At 41.7% G+C, this 23,964-nt stretch carries 19 protein-coding genes; 7 read left to right on the top strand and 12 right to left on the bottom strand.

The window, feature by feature from the left end; genetic code table 11:
- Positions 1-40 precede the first annotated feature (40 nt).
- The 3 genes from dtd to typA all read right to left on the bottom strand — a co-directional run bounded on the left by dtd (position 41) and on the right by typA (position 3,257).
- Positions 41-478 (bottom strand): D-aminoacyl-tRNA deacylase, encoded by a 438-nt coding sequence (dtd, locus tag ACJAT7_RS05180; RefSeq protein WP_415225737.1) that lies wholly within the window; start codon positions 476-478, stop codon positions 41-43.
- Entirely contained in the window at positions 475-1,329 is an 855-nt protein-coding gene (locus ACJAT7_RS05175; protein ID WP_415225736.1) for a virulence factor BrkB family protein, read from the bottom strand. Before ACJAT7_RS05175 ends, dtd begins: the two co-directional genes overlap by 4 nt.
- Positions 1,330-1,436: 107 nt before the next feature.
- Positions 1,437-3,257, bottom strand: coding sequence for a translational GTPase TypA (gene typA / locus ACJAT7_RS05170; protein ID WP_415225735.1), 1,821 nt, complete (start codon positions 3,255-3,257; stop codon positions 1,437-1,439).
- 382 nt (positions 3,258-3,639) lie between these two features.
- On the opposite strand from typA, the gene glnA reads away from it, so the two are divergent.
- The 5 genes from glnA to glnG all read left to right on the top strand — a co-directional run bounded on the left by glnA (position 3,640) and on the right by glnG (position 10,766).
- Entirely contained in the window at positions 3,640-5,058 is a 1,419-nt protein-coding gene (gene glnA, locus ACJAT7_RS05165) for a glutamate--ammonia ligase (protein WP_415225734.1), read from the top strand.
- A 315-nt stretch (positions 5,059-5,373) separates the two neighbouring features.
- On the top strand, positions 5,374-7,548 hold the full coding sequence (locus ACJAT7_RS05160) for a glutamine synthetase III (protein ID WP_415225733.1): 2,175 nt from the start codon (positions 5,374-5,376) through the stop codon (positions 7,546-7,548).
- A gap of 117 nt (positions 7,549-7,665) precedes the next feature.
- Positions 7,666-8,220, top strand: coding sequence for a DUF4124 domain-containing protein (locus tag ACJAT7_RS05155; RefSeq protein ID WP_415225732.1), 555 nt, complete (start codon positions 7,666-7,668; stop codon positions 8,218-8,220).
- The gene (glnL, locus tag ACJAT7_RS05150; protein ID WP_415225731.1) at positions 8,220-9,290 is read left to right on the top strand and encodes a nitrogen regulation protein NR(II); all 1,071 of its coding nucleotides are present in this window, start codon (positions 8,220-8,222) and stop codon (positions 9,288-9,290) included. Before ACJAT7_RS05155 ends, glnL begins: the two co-directional genes overlap by 1 nt.
- 75 nt (positions 9,291-9,365) lie before the next feature.
- The gene (glnG, locus tag ACJAT7_RS05145; protein ID WP_415225730.1) at positions 9,366-10,766 is read left to right on the top strand and encodes a nitrogen regulation protein NR(I); all 1,401 of its coding nucleotides are present in this window, start codon (positions 9,366-9,368) and stop codon (positions 10,764-10,766) included.
- 129 nt (positions 10,767-10,895) lie between these two features.
- Here the strand turns inward: glnG and putP are convergent, their stop codons facing one another.
- The 3 genes from putP to recG are packed head-to-tail and all read right to left on the bottom strand — an operon-like array spanning position 10,896 to position 15,858.
- On the bottom strand, positions 10,896-12,392 hold the full coding sequence (putP, locus tag ACJAT7_RS05140; protein ID WP_415225729.1) for a sodium/proline symporter PutP: 1,497 nt from the start codon (positions 12,390-12,392) through the stop codon (positions 10,896-10,898).
- Between the two features lie 58 nt (positions 12,393-12,450).
- The gene (locus tag ACJAT7_RS05135) at positions 12,451-13,740 is read right to left on the bottom strand and encodes a hypothetical protein (RefSeq protein ID WP_415225728.1); all 1,290 of its coding nucleotides are present in this window, start codon (positions 13,738-13,740) and stop codon (positions 12,451-12,453) included.
- A gap of 45 nt (positions 13,741-13,785) precedes the next feature.
- Complete coding sequence (recG, locus tag ACJAT7_RS05130; protein WP_415225727.1) at positions 13,786-15,858, bottom strand: ATP-dependent DNA helicase RecG; 2,073 nt, start codon at positions 15,856-15,858, stop codon at positions 13,786-13,788.
- A gap of 103 nt (positions 15,859-15,961) precedes the next feature.
- Between recG and ACJAT7_RS05125 the strand changes: the two genes are divergently transcribed.
- Entirely contained in the window at positions 15,962-16,819 is an 858-nt protein-coding gene (locus ACJAT7_RS05125) for a phospholipase A (RefSeq protein WP_415225726.1), read from the top strand.
- Here ACJAT7_RS05125 and ACJAT7_RS05120 read toward each other — a convergent pair.
- The 5 genes from ACJAT7_RS05120 to ACJAT7_RS05100 form a co-directional block, all read right to left on the bottom strand.
- Complete coding sequence (locus tag ACJAT7_RS05120) at positions 16,814-18,208, bottom strand: GTPase/DUF3482 domain-containing protein (RefSeq protein WP_415225725.1); 1,395 nt, start codon at positions 18,206-18,208, stop codon at positions 16,814-16,816. The genes ACJAT7_RS05125 and ACJAT7_RS05120 overlap by 6 nt on opposite strands.
- A complete protein-coding gene (locus ACJAT7_RS05115; protein ID WP_415225724.1) occupies positions 18,201-19,634 on the bottom strand; it encodes a DUF2868 domain-containing protein in 1,434 nt (477 codons plus the stop codon). The genes ACJAT7_RS05120 and ACJAT7_RS05115 overlap by 8 nt, the downstream gene beginning before the upstream one ends.
- A 17-nt stretch (positions 19,635-19,651) precedes the next feature.
- Entirely contained in the window at positions 19,652-20,356 is a 705-nt protein-coding gene (gene trmH, locus ACJAT7_RS05110) for a tRNA (guanosine(18)-2'-O)-methyltransferase TrmH (protein ID WP_415225723.1), read from the bottom strand.
- A 149-nt stretch (positions 20,357-20,505) separates the two neighbouring features.
- Positions 20,506-21,099, bottom strand: a complete 594-nt coding sequence (locus tag ACJAT7_RS05105; RefSeq protein WP_415225722.1) for a superinfection exclusion B family protein — start codon at positions 21,097-21,099, stop codon at positions 20,506-20,508.
- A 144-nt stretch (positions 21,100-21,243) separates the two neighbouring features.
- Entirely contained in the window at positions 21,244-22,653 is a 1,410-nt protein-coding gene (locus ACJAT7_RS05100; RefSeq protein WP_415225721.1) for a hypothetical protein, read from the bottom strand.
- Between the two features lie 156 nt (positions 22,654-22,809).
- On the opposite strand from ACJAT7_RS05100, the gene oxyR reads away from it, so the two are divergent.
- Entirely contained in the window at positions 22,810-23,712 is a 903-nt protein-coding gene (gene oxyR, locus ACJAT7_RS05095; RefSeq protein WP_415225720.1) for a DNA-binding transcriptional regulator OxyR, read from the top strand.
- Between the two features lie 82 nt (positions 23,713-23,794).
- Here the strand turns inward: oxyR and ACJAT7_RS05090 are convergent.
- Positions 23,795-23,964 (bottom strand): bL17 family ribosomal protein (locus ACJAT7_RS05090; protein WP_415225753.1); only part of this gene is annotated, 170 nt, incomplete at its 5' end.

Here is a 23,964-nt window from a genome sequence, read left to right as displayed (position 1 = left end):
TTAGTCTACTCAGGTAGTTTGGGCATAAAGTTCTATTTTTCTAAACCTGCAACCAAAAGGTCACTGGTCCGTCATTGGTTGAGCTGACCTGCATATCGGCAGCAAACTCTCCGCTTTCAACCTTACTCCCCATCTCTGCGCAGTTTTTATTAAACAGCTGGTAAAGTCGCTTCGCTTCAGATGGCTCTGCGCCCTTGGAAAAACCGGGCCGGCACCCTTTTTTGGTTTCTGCAGCTAAGGTAAATTGTGAAATTACCAATAAACTTCCACCCGCCTGCTGTACATTAAGATTCATCTTATCATCACTATCAGAAAAGATCCGATAACCTAAAACACGCTGTGCGAGTCGTTTGCATTTTTTTTCATCATCGCCTTTTTCAATCCCTAATAAAATTAATAAGCCGGCTGATATTTCCCCCACATTCTGCCCCGCCACCTCGACCTTTGCCTGCGTAACACGTTGAATTAATGCAATCATATATCCACACCTTGAACGGGGCCGCTTTGGTGTAAAAATTCCTCCAGCGTTGCCGTCACTTCGGCGCCAATTAAAACGATTAGCCAGCTAAAATAGATCCATAAAAAAAGAATCGGAATCACAGCAAGTGCGCCATAAATTATCTGTTGCGATGGGAAATTGGTAATATATAAAGTAAACAGATCGGTCGCAAAATGAAACAACAGAGAAGCGGCGAATCCACCTATTAGTGCGTAGCGAAATCTTACTCGTTGATGCGGCACTAAGGTATAAATCCCAGCGAAAGCGATCCAAGCAAACATAAATGGCATTAAACCCAATAATTTCTGGCCTAGTGAAAGAAAACCGACTTCCTGGAAAGAGGTAAAAAGGTAGGAGCTTAAGGCGATGCTGCCGCCGATAATAATTGGCCCCAGACTCAAAATAGTCCAATAGATAGTAAAGGCCTGCACTTTTGATCGTTTATTCGTGCAGCGCCAAATACGGTTGATCGTTTGATCGATTGTTGAGATCAACAGTAAAGCGATAACGATTAACGAAGCGATTCCCATCATACTCATTTTTTTGGTGTTTTCGATAAAACCAGTCATATGTACTTTAATGGCATCACCGGAAGTTGGCATGAAATTATTATAGATAAGATCTTCTATTATTTTATTGAGTTCGGAAAACATGGGAAAAGCCGATAACATATAAAAGATAATGGCTAATAAAGGCACTATAGATAATAGAGTCACATAAGCAAGATGCCCTGCTGGCACCTTAATATTATCCTGCTGACAGCGCTGAAACACAAAACTCAAGTACGTGTATGTCGCTTTAGCTTTATCGAAAATCAACTGCTTGTCCATCGGCTTTGCCCTTACTGACTGATATTGTTTAATAATACCCATATTATAGATAAAAAAAAGGTCTTACCGAGGTAAGACCTTATTAAGCTGTTATTGCTAACTAATTACTATTTAGTTGGACGCGATGCACGTTTACGTTCGTTTTCAGTAAGAAGCTTCTTACGGATACGAATGCTTTTTGGCGTTACTTCAACTAACTCATCAACATCAATAAACTCAAGCGCTTGTTCAAGCGTTAAAACAATTTCAGGTGAAAGTGTTTGCGCTTCATCTGTACCAGATGAACGAACGTTAGTTAATGATTTACCGCGTACACAGTTAACGGTTAAATCATTATTACGGTTATGAATACCGATGATTTGACCTTCGTATACTTCTGTAGCATGACCAAGGAACAGACGACCACGATCCTGCAGGAAGAATAGAGAGTAAGTAACCGCTTTACCTGTTTGATTACAAATTAATACACCATTTTGGCGCTGACCAATAGTACCGCCTTTATGTGGGCCATAGTGATCAAATGAATGGTATAAAAGGCCAGATCCAGACGTTAATGTCATAAATTCAGTTTGGAAACCGATCAGACCACGACTTGGGATCATAAAGTCTAAACGAACACGGCCTTTACCATCGGGTGTCATATTAGTTAGTTCCGCTTTACGGATACCTAACTGTTCCATTACACCACCTTGGTGTTGCTCTTCGATATCAACCGTTAGTGTTTCCATCGGCTCGTGTAATTTACCGTCAACCATGCGTTCAATAACTTCAGGACGCGATACTGCTAACTCGTAACCTTCACGACGCATATTTTCGATTAAGATACCTAAATGCAGTTCACCACGACCAGATACTTTAAATTTATCCGGATCATCAGTCTCTTCAACTTTTAGTGCAACGTTATGCACCAACTCTTTTTGTAAGCGATCCATGATATTACGTGATGTTACGTATTTACCTTCTTTACCACAAAATGGTGAGTTGTTTACTTGAAAAGTCATGGTTACCGTTGGTTCATCAACACTTAATGGTGTCATTGCTTCAACATTGTTTTGTGCACAAACAGTATCGGAAATTTTCAGTTCACCTAAACCACTAATCGCAACGATATCGCCAGCATCGCCAGATTCCATCTCAGTACGTTCAAGTCCTAAGTAACCTAATACTTGACCGACCTTAGCGTTACGTTTTTTACCGTCAGCGCCAATTACAGTTACCTGTTGGTTCACTTTAACACTACCGCGCGTAATACGACCGACACCGATAACACCCACGTATGAGTTGTGATCAAGTTGCGAGATCTGCATCTGCAAATCACCCTCGCGATCAGCTACAGGTGGCGAAACGTTATCGACGATAGTTTGGAATAGATCTTCCATGTTATCCGTCGTTTTTTCCATATCATTACTTGCCCAACCATTTAATGCTGAGGCATAAACAACGTGGAAATCTAACTGTTCATCAGTTGCGCCTAAGTTATCAAAAAGATCAAAGACCTGATCCATAACCCATTCAGGACGTGCACCTGGTTTATCTACTTTATTAATAACAACAATCGGCTTAAGGCCATAAGCAAACGCTTTTTGAGTTACAAAACGAGTTTGCGGCATTGGACCATCAACCGCGTCAACGATAAGACAGACGCTGTCTACCATTGACATGATGCGCTCTACTTCACCACCGAAATCGGCGTGTCCAGGCGTATCTACGATATTGATGTGGTAATCATTCCACACAATCGCTGTATTTTTAGCAAGGATAGTAATACCACGCTCTTTCTCTAAATCGTTAGAGTCCATTACGCGCTCTTCGCTGCCACCACGTGAATCTAATGTTCCAGACTGCTGCAACAATTTATCAACCAGCGTTGTTTTACCGTGGTCAACGTGAGCAATAATAGCAATATTTCTTAATTTTTCTAACGACATGATGAGCCTCAAAAGTAACAATTAATTTAAAATACCAATTAGATGAATCTAGCAGAGGACTATTCCCCAGACTGAACTTATCTAATTGGTATAAACGCGCACATTGTAACCATAATAAAAAAAATAGAAAGTTTTAACTACGTCACAATTAATTTATATGGCAGTTAGTGGTTCTTTTCTGGATTATCAGTAACCCAAACCGACGAGCAGCACCAAAATAGCGCAGCGGCGCACCGTTATGGTGCGTAAATTAGGGCTATTTGAGTTGTTAGGAAAAAATAATCTGTGATGATTTCGAGTTACTGCGTTTGATCCTGCTTGAGTTATAAAATATTTTTGCTATGGTTACTGTCCATTCTTAATGCCTATTGAGGTTCTAAACATGTCAGTACAAACAGCACAAGATGTTCTTGATCTAATCAAAGAGCAAGACGTAAAATTCGTTGATTTACGCTTTACTGATACACACGGTAAAGAGCAGCACGTATCTGTTCCATTTCATCAGGTTACGGAAGACTTTTTTGAAGATGGCAAAATGTTCGATGGCTCTTCAATTGCCGGCTGGAAAGGTATTCAAAATTCAGACATGGTATTGATGCCAGTTCCTGAAACTGCAGTTATCGACCCGTTTACTGATGATTTAACGCTTAATTTACGTTGTGACGTTTTAGAGCCAAATACTATGCTTGGTTATGACAGAGATCCGCGCTCTGTTGCTAAACGTGCCGAAGCATATCTACGTTCAACAGGTATTGCAGACACTATTTTATTTGGCCCTGAGCCAGAATTCTTCCTGTTTGACGATGTCAAATATGGTAACACTATGCAGGGCGCATTCTATTCAATAGATGCTAAAGAAGCAGCTTGGAACTCAGGCACTGCATATGACGAAGGTAACACAGGTCACCGTCCAGGTATCAAAGGTGGTTATTTCCCAGTGGCACCTGTAGATTCTGCGCAGAATATTCGCAGTGCTATGTGTTTAATCATGGAAGAGATGGGACTTGTTGTTGAAGCGCATCACCATGAAGTAGCAACGGCCGGTCAGAATGAAATCGCTTGCCGCTTTAACACTATGGTCAAAAAAGCCGATGAACTGCAAATTTATAAATACGTGGTACACAATGTAGCGCACGCCTTTGGACAAACAGCAACCTTTATGCCTAAACCACTTGTTGGTGATAACGGCTCAGGCAATCACTGTCACCAGTCTCTTGGTAAAGATGGGGTTAACCTGTTTTCAGGGGATCAGTACGGCGGCCTTTCTGAAATGGCCCTTTACTATATAGGCGGTATTATCAAACATGCTAAGGCACTCAATGCATTCACAAATGCATCAACTAACTCGTATAAACGTTTAGTGCCACATTTCGAAGCGCCAGTAATGCTAGCTTATTCTGCAGGTAACCGCAGTGCGTCTATCCGCATTCCAATGGTACCAACCCCTAAAGCAAGCCGTATCGAAGTACGCTTCCCAGATCCAACAATGAATCCATACTTAGGTTTTTCGGCAATGCTAATGGCTGGTCTTGACGGTATCAAAAACAAGATTCATCCGGGAGAGTCACTCGATAAAGATCTTTACGACCTACCTAAAGAAGAAGCGGATGCAATCCCGCAAGTTGCTATTTCTTTTGAAGAAGCGCTTGCGGCACTGGATGCTGACCGTGACTTCTTAACCGTAGGCGGCGTATTCTCTAATGATGCTATTGATGCCTATATCACACTTAAAACAGCTGAATGTGAAGCCGTTTCTCGTGCAACACATCCAAAAGAGTTTGAATTATACTACAGCGTATAACTCATAAGGTTTTGTTAGGCTATTATTAATCGTAATTTAACCTGCAGCGACAATAGCTTATATCGCGCTTGTGTTCATTCTACATAGCAGCAAAAGGATCAAGTTACTTGATCCTTTTTCACCCCCTCTATAAACCATTGGAATAGATAAAAATCATCCAATACCATTCTGTTTTTTATTAAAAGAAAATCTGCAGCAACCGCTATATCAATTGGTCTGATTCTTGCTTACAATCTCCTAGTCTTAATGTTTTAATTATTAAAAATAACGAAGCTGATCTCGTACAGCCCATATTTTATAAGCAAGGAGCCCCACATGAGTGGAAACCAAACCCGTCTTCAAGCAATTGAGCAAATCACTAATCGTGCACCAACATTGGTCAGTACCACTGAGCCATTGAGTAAAATTTGGGCTGAAGACGTTTTTAACCTTCAGAAAATGGAAGAAGCATTATCAAAAAATGCGTTTAAAGCAATTAAAAAAACAGTTCAAACTGGCAGTGCTTTAGATGCTGCAACTGCTGATGTGGTTGCTGCTGCGATGAAAGATTGGGCACTTAGCAAAGGTGTTAAATTCTACTCACATATTTTTTACCCTATGACTAACATTACCGCAGAAAAACATGATGGCTTCATCATTACAAATTCTGACGGAGCTGCTATTACTGAATTTACAGGCAGTCTGTTAATCAAAGGGGAACCAGATGGATCTTCTTTCCCCAACGGTAGCTTACGTATGACCAATGCTGCCCGTGGTTATACAGCTTGGGATCCAACAAGCCCAGCTTACATTATGCATACAGCGAATGGTTCAACCTTAATGATTCCAAGTGTATTTATGTCTTGGACAGGTGAAGCGTTAGATAAAAAAATCCCACTTTTACGTTCAATTTCAGCAATGGATAAAGCCGGACAAAAAGTGCTTGAATTGATGGGTGAAACTGATATCGCGCCACTTAATTCAAGCTGTGGTGCAGAGCAGGAATATTTCTTAGTTGATGAGAATTTTGCTAATGCGCGCCCGGATCTATTATTAGCAGGCAGAACATTATTCGGCGCTCCTCCAGCTAAAGGTCAACAATTTGATGATCACTACTTTGGTGCAATCCCTGAGCGCGTTCAAGTGTTCATGCAGGATTTTGAAAACAAACTTTACAAGTTAGGTATCCCGGCTAAAACGCACCACAACGAAGTGGCTCCCGGTCAATTTGAAATTGCACCTTACTACGAAGCTGCTAACGTCGCCGCTGATCATCAACAACTTTTGATGACGGTAATGAAGAGCACAGCGAAAGAACATGGTTTCCTTTGTTTATTACATGAAAAACCATTTGCAGGTATCAATGGTTCAGGTAAACATGTTAACTGGTCTGTAGGTAACAGCACGCAAGGTAACTTACTTGATCCAGGCAGCACACCGCATGACAACCTTAATTTCTTACTCTTCTGTGGTGCAGTTATTCGCGGCGTACATAAATATGGCCCATTATTACGCGCGGTAATTGCAACTGCTTCTAACGATCACCGTTTAGGTGCTAATGAAGCTCCACCGGCAATTCTTTCTGTTTATTTAGGTGAACAGTTAGAAGGACTATTTAACGATATTAAAAATGGCAAACTGTTAACTTCTGATACTGCTGGTTTAATGGATCTTGGTTTATCGCAAATCCTGCACTTTGAACGTGATCCGGGCGATCGTAACAGAACCTCTCCATTTGCATTCACAGGTAACCGTTTTGAGTTCCGTGCTGTTGGCTCATCGCAATCAGTATCGGGTCCATTAGTTGCTATGAATACTATGCTTGCTGATTCATTAAACTGGATTGCTGAAAAATTAGAAGTTGCCTTAACAAAATCAGAGAACCAAAGCGTTGCGGTTATCTCTGTATTAAAAGAGCTAATGGAACTGCATGGTAATGTTGTATTTGGCGGTGACGGTTACTCGGAAGAGTGGCACAAAATGGCGGTTGAAGAGCGTGGCCTGAAAAATATCCCAACCACTGCGGATGCTTTACCTGCACTTCGTGAAGAGTCAATCATTAAACTTTTCGAAAGCACTGAAGTATTTTCACCCGTTGAACTGGAAAGTCGTTACGAAGTTTATGCTGAGCAATATATTCTTTCTATTGACGTTGAAGCTAAAGTAGTTGTTGATATGGCAACCACCAAAATCTACCCTGCAGCAATTAGTTATCTGTCCGAGCTGAGTTTAACTTCTGCAGCTATGGCTGATTTAGGTATTGAACTTGACACTTCGCTTACGGCTTCAATCGCTGCACAAGCAAACGCTATGATGGCAGCCGTTGCTAAACTTAGTGAGGCAATTGCAACTCACGACTTTGCTGATGCGCAAGCACATATGCATTTCTGTGCTGATGTTATCTGTGATTTAATGGATGAAGTTCGTGTACACGGAGATGCGCTTGAATCATTGGTCTCTGATGAGTTATGGCCATTACCTAAGTATCAAGAAATGTTATTCATCAAATAAATATTTTTGATATAAGTTAACTTTTCAGTGACAAAACCCGCAGCGATGCGGGTTTTTTATTGCCATAATGATGTTCATGATCCACAATTACCGTTCTTGTATTTAAGGTGTATTATTATGAAATTTTCTACATTATGCTTATCCGCTCTGCTCTTTATCTTTTCATCTACTGCGGCACTGGCAGAGACCAAAATTTATCACTGGGTTGATGAACAGGGAAAAAGTCATTTTTCAGATACCGCTTCACCAGGGACAAAAGAGATCAGTGTTCACAATCAAAATTTATTAGTTAACAGCACTAAGCCAGAACAAGAAAGCGACTTGGCAATAAAAGCCAGCCAGGAAAATAGCGCTGCAATAAAATATCAAGCAACTATAACCTCCCCCTTAGATGATGTTGCCCTGCGCAGTAATGATGGAACAATTAATATTCAAGTGGCAACAACGCCAGAGAAAAAAAACAACCAAAAACTGCAGCTATTCTTAGATGGCAAAGCACTTGGTGAAGCGCAAATATCACCAACGATAAGCGCTCAGAACATTGACCGCGGAACGCATCAGGTACAAGTTCAGCTGCTTGATGAGAATGGTAAACTACTCGCTAAAACACAGGTGGTCACGGTGCATCTACTACGCGCCGCGGTTGGTAAAGCGAATACCGCGACTCAGTAATGTTAAGTGAGCAGATAAAAGAACTACCATTGGCACTGCTTGAAGAAGCAAATACGGCTTTTGTCGTGATCAGCTCAGATTTAAAGCTTATTTATGCCAACCCTGCCAGTGAATTATTACTCTCACAAAGTAAGCAGCGCCTTTACCAACAAAACCTAAAACAACTCGCCAAACATTATCATTTCAATCCCACATCGATCCAGAATATCTTTATTAACAGAAACGCTTTCACTGAAAATGAAGTTACATTACTGGTTGATGGACACCCGCTTCTGATTGCGTTAAGTGTGACCTACTTAAATTTTGCTAACACGGATCATGTGATTCTTGAAATGCGCTGTATTGAGCAACAACGTAAATTCAGCCAAGTCCATTATCAGGAACATCAACAAAAAGCCGCCCAAGATCTAGTCCGGGGACTCGCCCATGAGATAAAAAATCCACTGGGGGGATTGCGAGGTGCCGCGCAATTATTAGAGAGTGAGCTGACAGATCCAGAGCTCAAAGAGTTTACCCAGATTATTATCGAGCAGGCAGACCGTTTAAATGCTTTAGTCAATCGCTTATTGGGGCCACAAAAAATCGGCTTGCGGGCGACCCATAATATTCATTCAGTACTCGAAAAAGTGCGTAAATTAGTGTGCTTAGATCTGCCTGATTTTATTAAGATAAAAGTTGATTATGATCCAAGTATTCCTGATTTTGAGATGCAGCCAGATCAATTACAACAAGCATTCTTAAATGTGATTCAAAATGCGGTTCAAGCGTTGAGCGCCAATAAAAAAGAGCATTCGCAAATAACATTAAGAACACGCACCGCTCACCAAGTCACCATTAATGGCTTACCTCAACGTCTAGCGGCTGAAATTAAAATTATTGATAATGGCCCAGGTATCCCTGAAGAATTAAAAGACACCCTATTTTACCCTATGGTAACAGGTAGAAGTGACGGCACTGGCTTAGGCCTTTCCATTGCACAAGAGTTAATCAAACAACATAATGGACGTATCGAGTGCCACAGCACGCAAGGAAATACAGAATTTCTTATCTACTTGCCCATGATAATATAAAGAGCTGCTGCTCCTAAAAAAGCAGCATAAATTTCTTATCTATTTAGTAATGACAATTAAAAAGGGAAATAAAAAATGGCGACAGCTTGGATTGTGGATGATGACCACGCAATTCGTTGGGTTTTAGAACGAACATTAAAAGCTGAAAAAATCGAGTATGCCAGTTTTTCTGACGGTGAATGTTTATGGCAACAGCTACAAATTGAACAGCCTGAAGTTATTATTTCCGACATACGGATGCCGGGTATTGATGGGCTCGCTTTAATGGAACGTATTCATGGACGCTTTCCATTAATTCCTATTATTATAATGACCGCGCACAGTGACTTAGACAGTGCTGTAAATGCGTACCAAAGTGGCGCATTTGAATACCTACCAAAACCTTTTGATATTCATGAAGCCACGGCACTGATTCAACGCGCCATCAGCCATAGTTTGGAGTTAAAACAGAAGAAAAAACCCGTTGAAAAAACAGTTTTAATGCCCGAGATTATTGGTGAAGCCCCGGCTATGCAGGAGGTTTTTCGTATAATTGGACGATTATCTCGATCCAGCATGAGCGTCCTAATTAACGGTCAATCTGGTACGGGTAAAGAGTTGGTTGCCCATGCACTGCATAAACACAGCCCGCGTAAAGATAAAACATTTATCGCATTAAATATGGCAGCCATACCAAGGGAACTGATTGAAGCTGAACTGTTTGGCCACGAAAAAGGTGCATTTACTGGCGCAGCCAGTAATCGTCAGGGCCGTTTTGAACAAGCTGATGGAGGTACCCTGTTTCTAGATGAGATAGGCGATATGCCACTGGATGTGCAAACCCGTTTATTACGTGTGCTCGCCGATGGTAAGTTCTATCGGGTAGGCGGGCATCAGGGGATAAAAGTTGACGTGCGAATTGTTGCGGCGACCCATCAAAATTTAGAGAAAAAAGTGCAAAGTGGCGAGTTCCGTGAAGATCTTTTTCATCGTCTTAATGTTATTCGTATACAGCTGCCCTCATTAAAAGAGCGCCGTGAAGATATTAGCTTATTGGCACAACATTTTTTAAATAGTATTGCAGATGAGTTAAATGTAGAAAGCAAAAAACTCACTGACGAGACAAAAGAGTATTTGGGCCAATTACCCTGGCCGGGGAACGTGCGTCAGCTAGAGAATATCTGTCGCTGGTTAACCGTGATGGCCAGTGGGCAAGAGGTGCATATTTCCGATCTGCCGCCAGAATTAATCTTACAGGAAACGCAAGAGAGTGACGGTGAAACGCCACTCTGGCAGAAAAATCTCCAGCAGTGGACTTTAGCGGAGCTCAAACGGGGCGAAGACAATATTCTTGCCAATGCCTTGCCTGAATTTGAAAAAATAATGCTGCAAACCGCCCTCACCTTCACTCAAGGAAAAAAACAGGAAGCCGCGAAACTACTAGGTTGGGGTCGAAATACCTTAACCCGTAAGTTGCAAGAGTTTGATATTTCGTAACAGCATTAAAAGCTAGCGGGCAGGAAAGCAAAAGGCAGGAAAACCTTCCAGCTTTCCTGCCCTTTAACTGTCAAGCCTTCGGGCATTTCTACCCTTAAGCCTTATAACCTTCCAGCCGTCGATCTTTTCTTAATCAAACTCTTTTAGGTTCTTTTCAAACGCTTCAAACTGATCTGTTATTGATTTTTCCGGCTTAGCCGTGGCTAAACTGGTTAAAACAATCGCAGTAGTCGCAAAAATTATCCCCGGAACAATCTCATACAAATCGAAAATTCCGCCTGTTAACTGTTTCCAGATAACAATAGTGGCACCACCGACAATGAGCCCGGCTAAAGCACCATTTCTGTTCATTCGTTTCCAGTATATGCTTAATATTAATACCGGACCAAATGCGGCGCCGAAACCAGCCCATGCATAGGAAACTAAACTAAGCACAGAACTATCCGGATCCAGCGCGAAATACAAGGCTAATAGTGATAATAGAATCACCCCCAGACGTCCAACCATCAGCACTTCCTTTGAAGAAGCTTGAGGGCGGAGAAGCTGTTTGTAAAAGTCTTCTGCTAATGCCGAGGAGGAGACTAATAACTGAGAATCAGCGGTGCTCATAATAGCGGCAAGAATAGCGGCTAACAAAATACCAGCAGGGATGGGATGAAAGACCGCATTAACTAAAATCATAAAGATTTTTTCGCCATCGACTACTTCCATGCCTAAATTACCCTGCACAAATACCAGGCCAACCAGACCAACCATAACCGATCCAAATATAGAGAGGACCGTCCAGCTCACCGCAATACGGCGTGCTTTGGTTAAATCTTTATTGCTGCGGGTCGCCAGAAAACGCGCAAGGATATGTGGCTGGCCAAAATAACCGAGGCCCCAGGCGACTAATGAAACAATTGCAATCCACGATAACGGCTCACCATCTATGCCGTGCCATAGGGTTAGCAGTTCCGGATTAATATTGGCTAAATTTGTGCTTAGCTGATCGAATCCCTCCTGCATTACGACGATAGGTACAATCACTAGCGCTGCTGACATTAATAAGCCCTGCACTAGATCTGTCCATGATACTGCCAGGAACCCACCAAATAGCGTATAAGAAACAATGCATGTAGCACCTATAATAACGGCGTAGGTATAATCTAGACCAAATACAGTTTCAAATAATTTACCGCCGGCAACCAAACCTGAGCTGGTGTAAAAAAGGAAAAACATTAGGATGAAAAAAGCGGAGATAGTTTGCAGTAATTTAGTTTTATCATTAAAACGACGGGAAATAAATTCCGGCAACGTTAATGAGTCATCGGCAGTAATACTATAAGTACGCAGACGTTTTGCAGTGATCAGCCAGTTAGCCCAGCTACCAATTAACAGTCCACCAGCGAGCCACAGAGCCTCAATACCTGCCACATAGGCGTAACCAGGCAAACCCAGTAATAACCAGCCACTCATATCAGAAGCACCTGCAGATAATGCAGCTGGCCATGGGCCTAATGTACGTCCGCCTAAAAAATAATCCGAAGTGTTACTGGTGCGTTTATATGCGTAATATCCGATAAATAGCATGACAGCTAAATAGAAGATAAATGTTGCCGTGATGGCAAAGCTGTTTTCAATCATACGTTCCCTGTTGAGGTAAAGTTAAAAATGGCTGGAAATTATAACACAATAGAACGGTTTAATCTTTGTGGGTAACCAGCGCCTGATTTTCGCTTAATAACTGACCTATCACCTGTTCACTTTCGGTAAGGCTACCTGCGACGTGAAACGCTTCAATAATGCTATCTGCCCATTGTAAATAATCAGCTTGCAGGACAAATACGCCAACCTGATTACCTGCCTCCGATAAACTAGCCAGTTGATTATTTTTCAGTAGATAGAGATCACTGACACGACTGTTTAACCCTTTCACCGTTAACGGGATCTGTTTTTCTTCGCTGCGAATATTCACATTTTGCAGATTGACCTGTTGTAAAAATAGCGTTTCAATCGGCAGCTTGCCTTTGCCAAGCAGAGCACCTTCAGATTTCTGCATAAAATCCGGAATAGTTAGGTGCATATCTTTAAGCAATAATGACAATATCTGCAAGCGCTCGACGGATAAAGCGGGGGCAGGAAAAAGATCAAGGGATAGCAGCGCATCAGCTTGCAGGCTCAGCTCGCCGGAGAATATGTTGATAAATAATCGCGTTAAACTGAGTCTGTTTTTATCGAGTTGCAAGTCAAGCAAGCTGTTATCTACAATAATGTCAGCTTGATTGGGCAGACTAACAATAAACTCTTTAATTGACAGCGCCAACATCCCTTGCAGGTTAGGTAGATCCAAATCGCCAGATAATGATAGCTTATCAAACGTTAATGCTTTTAAATCATCCAACTGTATAGCAAGTGTTGCAAAGTCAAAGCGCACGTTTCCCTGAAATGATCTGCTAACGATTTTTTTATTATTGATAACAAGTAAATTATCAGAGCTTAGCGTTGCCTGTTGTAATAGCAGACTTTGCTGCGCATTACTTAAATCTAGGTTTAAGTCGGATACCCGTAATTTTTTTATATGTAATTTATCCCAAGGTAAATTTTGTGTCTGATATTTCGTTTTCTCTCTACTTTTTTGATCGATCGCTCGATCTTCTGAAAGGCTTTGGCTAAGATGCAGATCAATGCCCGCCAGAGAAACTAATTCAAAGTCTAACTGACGATTCCAAAGATCCACTCGGGCAATTTCAATATTGATCTTATCTATCTCTAGCTGCATCTCTGGACCACGCTGCACGGACAATCCTGAAATGGAAAACCGGAGATCCTGCCAACCGTTATGTTCAATTGCGACAAAGCTGATTTGATAACCAGTGGATTTTTCAATCTGTTGTGCGACCCATAGCGAGTAATCATTTAGATTAAAGAGGCAAGCTATCGAAGTCACAAACAGAGTGAGTAGCAAGGCTGATATAATGAAAAAACGTTTCATCTATTTAGCCTTATCAATTGCCAGCCAAGGCAAAGGAAAAAAAAACTAAGCATGCACATACTGGCCTTTCTCTCCTAACCAACGTTTACTCAATGGTTCAATCAGCTCGGGATAGTCCTGCATCAATTGCAGTGCGAGTTGCTGAGTTTGAGGAATTAAAGCTTGATCACGGATTAAATCTGCAATTTTAAATGTCGCAACCCCAGTTTGTCTGGTACCCAGCACTTCACCCGGGCCGCGAATCAGTAAATCTTGTTCGGCAATATAAAAACCATCATGGCTCTCACGTAAAATGTGTAACCGTTGTTGCGCGCTTTTGGAGAGCGGATTTTTATAAAGTAAAACACAGTGGCTGGCGACACTCCCCCGCCCAACTCGCCCGCGCAGTTGATGCAGTTGCGCCAACCCCAGGCGCTCAGGATTTTCGATAATCATTAAACTCGAATTGGGCACATCCACGCCCACCTCAATCACAGTTGTTGCCACAAGCAGGTCTAATTCACCCGCTTTAAAAAAATCCATCACATACTGTTTTTCAATCGTTTTCATCCGTCCATGCACTAAACCGATACGCAGATCAGGTAGAGACAGTTGCAAATTATTGGCGGTTTCTTCTGCCGCCTGACAATCCAAAGCCTCAGACTCTTCAATTAAAGTACAGACCCAATACGCTTGCCGTCCCTCATTTTTACAAGAGTGGTAAACACGCGCAATAATATCATCGCGCCGGGAATCCGGCAGAGCAACGGTTTGCACAGCAGTGCGCCCGGGGGGCAATTCATCAATGACCGACACATTGAGATCCGCATACGCAGTCATTGCTAATGTTCTCGGAATAGGGGTAGCGGTCATCGTTAACTGATGCGGTGCGAGTGCACCTAACTGCCCTTTTTCACGCAAAGCTAGGCGTTGATGAACACCAAAACGGTGCTGCTCATCAACAATAATCAGCGCTAAATTATTAAACTGTACGCCATCTTGGAACAACGCATGCGTGCCGATCACCATTTTAGAGAGACCCAGGCTGATATTTTCTAGCTGCGAACGCTTCTCTTTGACTTTCATTTTCCCGCAGAGCATACCGACACCGATTTTTAACGGTTCAAACCACTTTGTAAAATTAATCAGGTGCTGCTCAGCCAATAGCTCGGTCGGTGCCATTAACGCAACCTGATAACCCGCTTCAATAACGCGCAGCGCGGCCAGTGCGGCTACTAATGTTTTTCCAGATCCCACATCACCCTGCACTAAACGCATCATAGGCGTCGCTTGCTGCAGATCGGTGTGAATCTCTTGCACCACTCTCGATTGCGCATTAGTAAGTGAAAAACCAAGGCTGGCTAATAACTGTTTTTGCAATATGTCAGGTTCCCTAAACGGGATCGCTTGATGGCGCTGCGCATCAGCGCGCAGCGCAAGCATGCTAATCTGCTGCGCCAATAGCTCTTCAAGGATAAGGCGCTGCTGAGCGGGATGGGTTTTAGCTTCCAGCTGTTCGATAGAAGCATCTGATGGCGGACGATGAATATAATAAAGCGCATCGTTTAAACTTATCGGATAGGTGAGCAGCTTTAACGGCACTAATTCATCTATTTTATTTTGCCGCAAAAAAGCTAAGGCTTGCTCTGTTAAGTTGCGTAAACTGTTTTGTTTCAAGCCATCGGTTGATGGATAAACAGGGGTTAAGCTCGCCTCGATAGCATTTTTTTCGAGAGAAGCAAGCAGCGAATAATCTGGATGGATCACCTCAACACCTTGGTAACCGCGTTTAAATTCGCCAAAACATTTAATCAATGCCCCTTTTACAAAGCTATTTTGCTGTGCTGCATTAAAATGGAAAAAGTTAAGCGTTACACTGCCACTGCCATCGCTTATTTTACATTTTAATATGCGTCGCTTACCAGACTGCAGATCGCAGCTTAATACACGGCCTTGCACGCTTACCTGCATTCCATCCTTGAGATCTGCGATGGCATAAATTCGGGTTCTGTCTTGATAATGCAAAGGCAGATGAAAGAGCAGATCGGCCACGCTGTGTAAACCAATCTTAGCTAGCTTTTGCGCGGCTTTAGTACCAACCCCTTTTAGAACCGTTAAGGGCACTTTATCTAATTTCATTTTAAACCCCAAACAGTTAAACTCGGCAACATACAATAATCAGAACTTAGACCTATTATGCTTGAAGTTCTAATTATTTACATAATTTACCAAGGAAATGGATATGCATCTGTTATTTTTAATTTTTGTTTTTGTATTTAGCGCGGCCACGCTAGCAAAAGAATCTCCTGTGGATGAACGTATGGAGCAAGAAAAAAAACTGCAAAAGAGTCGCTTTTCTATTATCCCCCATAAACCCAATTATCTTTTGCCTTTTACCTTTAATAATAATATTCAATCTTACGAATCTTATAAAGATGTTGTTTCATCTGACGAACTTCAGGAATTTGAGATAAAATTTCAGATTAGTTTTAAAATCCCTGTCTTAGTTGATATTGCCGACTTACCCATTTCCCTTTATTTTGGTTATACCCAAGTTTCTTTCTGGCAAGCATATAATAGCAACAATTCATCACCATTTCGCGAAACTAATTATGAGCCAGAAATTTTTATACAGTGGTTACATAATATAGAATTAGTGAGTGATTGGCGTTTTAAAATGGCAACGCTGAGCGTAACCCATCAATCAAATGGTAGATCAGATCCTATCTCGCGCAGTTGGAACAGAATAGAAAGTAATCTTGTTTTTGAGAATGGAGATTTTACTCTCGCCGTTAATCCTTGGTATCGTTTTAAAGAAGACTATGAAAGTGATAATAATCCAGATTTATTGGATTATTATGGCCACGGAAAAATTTATGCTCTTTATCAAATGGATGAGCATAATTTCTCGATTACCAGTCGCAATAATATCGAAAGTGGTTTTAGCAAAGGAGCGCTGGAGATCAATTGGAGCTTTCCTATCCACGGTAGAATTCGCGGTTATTTTCAAATTTTCTCGGGATATGGCAACAGCCTGATAGAGTATAATGAATATACCAATACGATAGGGTTAGGCATCTCCTTAACTGACTGGTTATAAGTCACTTAACCCATTAACTATTTCCGCACTGACCTGTTCGATAAAGAGCAGACGCTGGCTATCATCGAGATCTGCGCCGTTTATATTCAGTGATGACCAGTGCGGGTGATTGCGTGATTTGCGTAACCATTTAGACCAGTTTTTGGGCATCTCATTTTTTTGCTTATGTTGGCTCACCTGATAATCAATTTTATCAAGACTTGCATGCCCTCTTTGCTGCAGGAGTGCTAATAGCTTCATCTGCCTTAACCACAATACCTGCAGCGTTGTATCATTTAAACAGATATAACGGTTGCCTTTGATTTTTGCCTGTATCTCATCATAATAGCGTTGCTTCACTCCCCATAACGCACCGGCAATTCCCCCTGTTAATGCCGCCACACCTAAGGTCATTCCGCCGGTAACCAGATCGACAGTGACCCCTAAACCGGCACCTTTAGCTATATTGCCGGTTAGCTTAATACCAAACTCCTGCAAGTTATCAGCGGAAAAAAGATCCAACGGCCAGCCATCTTGTTCAACGGGTAATTCGCTCTTTTCTAGATCCTCTTTGCGAAATTGATAGAGCGTTAACAATCGGCGCACACATTTTCTTTCCGCACTACGCACCGCTTGTTGAAGCTTAACGCTTGCCTGCTTAATCTCTTGCTCAGTATTGACCGCCTTGTAACGCACACACGCAGATTCAACAAATAGATTAGCAACGATCACACTTGCCGCATTAAAACGTTCAGACCATTGAACATGACGCTGATTGATGAACTCTTGCAACAGATCTTCTTTATCCGCCAGCAAGGTTTGCATTTTCTGGTAAATCTTAATTTCATCGATAAATTTAAAATGAACATTATCAAAGCAGACAAAAGCATGAAAGTTTAAACGTGCCAGCTGCATTTTCCACTGCTCTAAATTGGCGTGGCCCTGTTTGGTAAAATTAAGTACCGGGATAATTGGTTTAGCCGCATAGCTGAGAATCTGTAATTCATCCCGATATTTACCTAAAATTGGTTCTCGTAAATCAACTACATAAAAAATAAGGTCGTTATTTAGCAAGGTACGCAGTACTTTCGCCTCCTGCTCAAGTTCAGGGTATTGAGTGTGATGCGCAAGAAACTTTTGTATCCGTTCAACCCCATCGACAGAGTGGTCGGTAAAATAACCGCTTAAAATATGATGCAGGCGCATCGAGTCTTCCAAACCGGGCGTATCAAACAGGGCGAGACTATTATGCTCATCAATTAACAATGCACCGCCTTCAACATGACGCGTAGTGCCGGCTTGATCGGCAACTTCGCCGAACGCAGGATCACGTAATAAGGTACGCATTAATGAGGTTTTTCCGGCATTAGCATGGCCAACCACCGCAACTGACAACCCTTTTTTACTCATCTCGCCCCCGGACTTTTAACTGGATAATATTATCTAACGGGATATCCGCTTGTGCTGCAAGTAGATACCAATCACTGCGCCGCTTACTTACATAAGATGACTCCATAAGGCCTTCATCTATCAGTAACAGATAAAACGATTTTGAGGTTAAACAGGTTAATGATTTAATAAAGGCTAATAAACCACGATCCGGCAGACGCGCCAGTGTGACGTATAACACCACCGCTGGTTGGCTAATTGTTGCAATCTCATTTAATACGCACTGCTGAGCTTGAAAATCACAAACATTTTTTAATAGTACAAACTGCTCTGGAGAATAGTGTTTTACATGTTGCCTGCATTCAATAAATTGACTTTCAGATAACTCTATCGCCACAGGATAAAAGCAGGATGGAAGTTGATGCGATGCCGTTTGTAAGTGCTGGGGGTGAGTCGCTTCAATTTTAGAATGATCCGGATCGCTAATTCCCAAAGAGGTCACATTGGGCTTTAACTGTTGCCGTAACTGTACGTAATAAGGCAGGCTGAGCTTTAAATTAAATCGCTCTGTTTTTCTAATGGATAAAAAACGCATTAATAACAATAAGAAAAAGCGCGGCAATATACCGTAAATCAGCAAACTGCTAATTAACAGGCTAGACCAAACTAAGCGGCTATTTTGCGCGTCAGCAAGTAGATTAACCGCCCCTAAATGGATTTGCTGTATCTGCTGGGGATCCGGTACGGCAACCCCCAATAGATTAGGGATATAGGCGAGCAACTCAGTTAGCCACTGAAAGCTTTGCTTGGATAAAATACTAGTCTGCCAAATAAAGTCCACCTGATGGGTGGCCAGCATAATGACCAGCATGATGGTTGCGCCGACAAAATAACTTAACCACAACAGATGAGTTACATAAGATAACTGATAACGCCCTAAATCACCGGATAAAATGATTTTAAAATAGCATCTAAATATTGGCCAAAAATGAGGATGCTGTGCGGCTTGCGGATTAAAACGTTTTTCAACGGTTTTGAATAAGAACAGACTAAGATGAGCCAGCCAACCCCCGCTTAATAGATTGGCTTGTAAAAACAGGAAGAACCAGAGACACAAGGCCAAAAGATTGGGAATAAAGAACAGACCGAACGCCCAAAAAAAGTTTATCTGCGTGCCCTGCTCAGTAAAAAAAAGCTGATCTACACTGCTTGCGCCCAGCACCAATAAAAGTAGGGAGAGCAAAATAAAAACGTTTTTAGTTAAGGCCTTGAAATGGGTAAAGAGTACGGAGATTTGCAGCTCCTGATCAAGCTGTTTCGCGCGATCTAACAGCAACAGTTCAAAGTCAGCATCTGCATTGCTTAACGGAGGCGCAGATAAAGCCGGGTAATCACCTTCAGCAGCGCGTACACCTTCGGCTAATAAACGTTGCTGAAATAGACTCAATGAAACTTCTCCCGAATTTATTTAGTTTGCGGACTCTTTGCCGATGAACGGATAGCCAGCCACCAAGCCTCATCCGCATCAATTTGCCCCTCTTCGTCCAATGGAGGATAAGGTAAATTTTTCTCTTTGCATAATTTAGTAAAAATGGGATGGCCACCTTCAAATAAAATACGCTTTGTTTCATCGCTAGGTAAACGGCATTCACCGTTATACATACCCGCTAGTTCCCGTTGACGTTGTGCTTCATACAATATAAGCGCAGAAGCAACTGAAACATTTAACGACTGGCACATGCCGACCATGGGAATAATCACATCCTGATCCGCAAGTGCTAATGCCTCGCTGCTGATACCATGTTTTTCCTGGCCCATCAAAATAGCAGTTGGCTTGGTATAATCCACCTCGCGAAAATCAATTGCGCTATCAGAGAGGTTAGTGGCAATAATCTGCATTCCTTGGGCGCGTAACTCTTTGACGGCATCCTCTAAGGTATCGTATGAATGGACGTTTACCCAATTCTGACTGCCGGTTGCAGTACTGCCAGAGAGACGTTTTGCCCGGCTTTCCCAAGTTGCATGCACATCACTTACGCCAACAGCATCGGCAGTACGTACAATAGCCGCTAAGTTATGCGGTTTCTGTACTTGCTCTAAAAACACAGTCAGATCGGGTTGACGATAATTTAGCATTTGTGTAATACGGGCAAGGCGTTCAGGCGACATAATAACTCTCAAAAAAAGGGCGGAAGATTAATAAGTTATTATACATAAAATAACGAGGGCAAAAAAGAAAGATATAAGAGAGACAAAAATCCCAGCGTAGAACAGCACTGGGATAGTAGGTTAGAAAACAAGGAAATTTAAGTAAATTATTAATCTCGTAATGCGATGTAATTGGTTCGCGCATAGTCAGGTCGGGCAGACTTTAAAATAGCGGCTTCTTGCTCGCTTAATTTACCCGTAGGTAGCCCTAATACTTTATGAGTTAGTTGCTCTCTTGCATCAATCGCAATTGATAATTTTATAATACGTCCACTGCCTTTAATTTCCTGAGTCTCAAACGCAGGCACAAGTACACCAGAGCGTAATAAGTTACTTACAGCCAGTTCATTCATTGGCAGTGACAGGACGTTTTTACGCTGAATAATAAATTCACGTAAAACCGCTTTCTCTTCAAAGTCCAATTGACGGATCATTTTGTTGCGAGTGTCTAAAAGTTGACGCTTGGTGAGCGCGGCGCAAATATAAGCGAATAGAAATATCACTAAACGTGTCAGCAGATAGGATCCTGTCAACAGCGCCAAAATCCAGACATAAGGAGAGTAAAGTTGCGACCACTGTGCCGTACCTGACTGATTGAGGAGAGAAACGGGTACAATCAACAGGGTTGCACTGGCGATACACATCCAAGCCATGGTCAGCGTAATGCTTTGTTGTTCTTTTACGCGTCGAAATAACTGCATCATAATTAAGCTCCTTGCCAAAAAGTTGTTACACAAAGTGTATATAGCAAGGTCCGTGCCAGTGTTTGTTTTAAAGGGGGCTGGGGGAGTTTTAGATAAGAAAAAAGGAGCCGAAGCTCCTTTTTTCTTATTCTTATTGTTCAAAAATTAATCATCAATCGTCAATACACATTTTGTTGTGAGAGTTGATGGTAAAGGAGCTAAAGATTTAATCACCAAAGAACCAGTGCTAGTGTCATCATCAGCAGCCAATTCAACGCTAAATGAGTATGCGCCGTCAGAGTTAGGCACAGTCCATGAAGTATCTCCATTTATCGTACCATTCGTTGTAGATGCAGTGATCACAGTCCCTACAGCTGGAGTGTTATTATTCATATCAGAAACTTGAACTGTTACTGTTGTTTGTGTTACGGCTCCAGATAAGTCTACACTACCGACTGAGAATGCGCACTGTTGCTCATCAGTGGTTGCTGTGATTTGTGTTTGTTTATAAATATAAATAAAACGTTGGTCACAATAGGCAACATTGTCTTCACATTGCATACCTGTATATTTAGTATCACCATACGTATAAGCTGAATCTTTTGCACCATATGCATCATCTACATCGTGATACCACTCACCATCGTTGTAAATACCATCAGAGTTTTCATCTAAAAAGACCTCAGCATTATCTGTGAAAACTTCACCATCGTTGTATGTCCCATCTGACGGACTAACATCTTTAAAACTTTCAACACCCAAAGCATAAGCTAAAATCGTCACCTTACCATCAATAGCTGGCATATCACCGATTGATGTCCAAGTCATCACACATTCACTTTTATTAGTCGTACATGATCCTACCGTACCCGTTAATGCATCCTCAATTCGCCCGGCTTCTGCTCTAAATGATACTGCCGTTCCATCAGGAATTGGATTATTACCATCAGCATCAGCAAAGTTAACCGTAACAGCGACTTTGGCATCATTATGATTTATTCCAGGAACAGATGATTTATCCACTCCGATCGAGAAACTACCTTGGTCAGGATAACCTGTTGAAATATATAAACCTGTAGATGTGTTAAAAATAGTGGGATCGTTGACTGCAATAACCTTAACCGTTGCAGGGCCTGCTGCTCTACCAGATTTAATTAAGGTAGTTACTAAACCAGTCGAATCACTGATATCGTCTTCTATCGCAATAGATGAACCATCTGGCCCCGAAAGCTCAAAAGTCACAGGTTGCGACACAACTGGAGTACCATTATCGTCTACTAACTTAAATGTCACCATTGCTGTTTCTTTACGATCGAAACCACCAGTGCCTTTAATCGAAATCCATTCGGGAGTAGCTCCTTCATAAGTGAAATAAGAGGGATCACCTGCCACTGCATCTACGCTTGGAACAATAGTATCTGTAGTTGTCGTAGTGTTGGTAGTCGCAGTAGTGTCTGTAGTATCTGTAGTATCTGTAGTATCTGTAGTCGTAGTCGTCGTGCCATCTAAACTGCCACCACATGCAAAAAGCAAGAGTGAAAGCATTGTGATAATTAAAGTTTGCTGCAATTGCATGGAAAGTTCCTTCTAATAAATATAAAATTGCCAATAAGTTGAGGAGTATAGAGTAAATTCTTTTTAGTTATTAGATTATTATCTGTTTTTTGGACACCGCTCAATAGCTATTGATATAAATTAAAGCTATTTTGTTTACAAAGAAGGTTTATTGTTATGAATTTTAGAGATTTAGAGTATCTGGTTGCATTGGAAGAGTTAAAGCATTTCCGAAAAGCGGCGGAAAGGTGCTTTGTCAGTCAACCTACATTAAGCGGTCAGATCCGTAAACTTGAAGATGAACTGAATATCCAGTTAATGGAACGGTCATCGCGTAAAGTTATCTTCACTCAAGCAGGGCTTGATATTGTTAGCAAAGCAAAAACAATATTATTAGAGGCTAAATCATTAAAAGAGATAGCCAAAAGCTATAATGATCCGATGCATGGTAGTCTGCATATAGGATTAATTCCCACAGTTGCTCCCTATCTATTACCTTTGATTGTACCGACGGTAAAAAAGCATTTTACTGAATTAGAACTGTACCTGCATGAAAATCAAACGGATATCCTATTAAAGCAACTTGAAGAGGGAGAGCTCGATTGTTTGCTGCTGGCATTGCTACCTGATATGGAATCATTTCAACATTATCCGCTTTATGAGGAGCCACTTGAGCTTGCCTTAGCGGAAACACATCCATGGGCAAATAAAAGCTCAATTGATTTAAATAAACTGCGCGGAGAGCGGGTTTTAATGCTCGAAGAGGGACATTGTTTACGCGATCAGGCACTCGGTTTTTGTTTTACCGCAGGTGCAATTGAAGATCACAGCTTTAAGGCAACCAGTTTGGAAACTCTGCGTCATATGGTAAGTGCCGATACGGGCCTTACTTTATTACCTCAGCTGGCGGTACCGAGTAATCGTCATCAGGCAGGTATCAAATATATCCCCTTTAACGAACCAATTCCATCAAGGACGATTGCCTTGCTCTACCGTAAAAATAGTGTGCGGAAAATATGTTTTGAAAAATTATCTAAACTAATTGGTGAAACCGTGCAGATTAAATTGGATAGTTATTAAATTGAAATGACAAATCTTATAAAAAATAGAGACAAAAAAGCCGAACAAAAGTTCGGCTTTTTATTACGGTATTAAAAGAGGCTTACGCTTCTTCTTCTGCCGCTGGGCGGTCTACTAATGTGATATAAGCCATAGGAGCTTTATCACCAGTACGGAACCCACATTTAATGATACTAGTGTAACCACCAGGACGAGTCGCGTAGCGAGGACCTAGTTCATTAAATAATTTTGCAACCGCTGCATCATCACGAA

Source organism: Psychromonas sp. (assembly GCF_047632995.1).
Classification (GTDB): Bacteria; Pseudomonadota; Gammaproteobacteria; order Enterobacterales; family Psychromonadaceae; genus Psychromonas.
The sequence above is the reverse complement of the archived record's forward strand: the minus strand, read 5'-3'. Positions and strand labels throughout refer to the sequence as shown.

Excerpts from the sequence above, each read along its gene's own strand:
- dtd (WP_415225737.1), bottom strand. The coding sequence starts at position 478 with ATGATTGCATTAATTCAACGTGTTACGCAGGCAAAGGTCGAGGTGGCG.
- ACJAT7_RS05175 (WP_415225736.1), bottom strand. The coding sequence starts at position 1,329 with ATGGACAAGCAGTTGATTTTCGATAAAGCTAAAGCGACATACACGTAC.
- typA (WP_415225735.1), bottom strand. The coding sequence starts at position 3,257 with ATGTCGTTAGAAAAATTAAGAAATATTGCTATTATTGCTCACGTTGAC.
- glnA (WP_415225734.1), top strand. The coding sequence starts at position 3,640 with ATGTCAGTACAAACAGCACAAGATGTTCTTGATCTAATCAAAGAGCAA.
- ACJAT7_RS05160 (WP_415225733.1), top strand. The coding sequence starts at position 5,374 with ATGAGTGGAAACCAAACCCGTCTTCAAGCAATTGAGCAAATCACTAAT.
- ACJAT7_RS05155 (WP_415225732.1), top strand. The coding sequence starts at position 7,666 with ATGAAATTTTCTACATTATGCTTATCCGCTCTGCTCTTTATCTTTTCA.
- glnL (WP_415225731.1), top strand. The coding sequence starts at position 8,220 with ATGTTAAGTGAGCAGATAAAAGAACTACCATTGGCACTGCTTGAAGAA.
- glnG (WP_415225730.1), top strand. The coding sequence starts at position 9,366 with ATGGCGACAGCTTGGATTGTGGATGATGACCACGCAATTCGTTGGGTT.
- putP (WP_415225729.1), bottom strand. The coding sequence starts at position 12,392 with ATGATTGAAAACAGCTTTGCCATCACGGCAACATTTATCTTCTATTTA.
- ACJAT7_RS05135 (WP_415225728.1), bottom strand. The coding sequence starts at position 13,740 with ATGAAACGTTTTTTCATTATATCAGCCTTGCTACTCACTCTGTTTGTG.
- recG (WP_415225727.1), bottom strand. The coding sequence starts at position 15,858 with ATGAAATTAGATAAAGTGCCCTTAACGGTTCTAAAAGGGGTTGGTACT.
- ACJAT7_RS05125 (WP_415225726.1), top strand. The coding sequence starts at position 15,962 with ATGCATCTGTTATTTTTAATTTTTGTTTTTGTATTTAGCGCGGCCACG.
- ACJAT7_RS05120 (WP_415225725.1), bottom strand. The coding sequence starts at position 18,208 with ATGAGTAAAAAAGGGTTGTCAGTTGCGGTGGTTGGCCATGCTAATGCC.
- trmH (WP_415225723.1), bottom strand. The coding sequence starts at position 20,356 with ATGTCGCCTGAACGCCTTGCCCGTATTACACAAATGCTAAATTATCGT.
- ACJAT7_RS05105 (WP_415225722.1), bottom strand. The coding sequence starts at position 21,099 with ATGATGCAGTTATTTCGACGCGTAAAAGAACAACAAAGCATTACGCTG.
- ACJAT7_RS05100 (WP_415225721.1), bottom strand. The coding sequence starts at position 22,653 with ATGCAATTGCAGCAAACTTTAATTATCACAATGCTTTCACTCTTGCTT.
- oxyR (WP_415225720.1), top strand. The coding sequence starts at position 22,810 with ATGAATTTTAGAGATTTAGAGTATCTGGTTGCATTGGAAGAGTTAAAG.